Source organism: Bacillus sp. SIMBA_005, from assembly GCF_046535585.1.
In the GTDB taxonomy this organism is placed as follows: domain Bacteria; phylum Bacillota; class Bacilli; order Bacillales; family Bacillaceae; genus Bacillus; species Bacillus pumilus.
Map to the genome: position 1 here is coordinate 1 of NZ_JAWRWI010000436.1, position 270 is coordinate 270.

The 270-nt window shown below is 28.5% G+C and carries 1 protein-coding gene; it reads right to left on the reverse strand.

The annotated features are described in order from the left end of the window. On the reverse strand, positions 1–270 hold a 270-nt coding region (locus tag SB660_RS20785), incomplete at both ends, for a hypothetical protein (RefSeq protein WP_410584243.1).

Consider the following 270-nt stretch of genomic DNA (forward strand, 5'->3'; position numbering starts at 1 on the left):
CTTGAATAAATAAAAATACAAAAATTGAAATCATTGTTGCAGCGATAATTTTTGAAATCGTCAATTTATTTCTTCCGAATTTTGTAGATAATAATAATTGGTTGGTATTTCTCGAAGTATCACTGGAGAAAATGAGAGAACATATTAATATTACAATCATGCTAGTAAGAATGAATAACTGACCGGTTACTTTAAAAAGGTCATACCATGTAACATAACTTCCAAACTTTAAAGGAGTTGCGAATGAAGTAAACCCTATTTCATTTATCG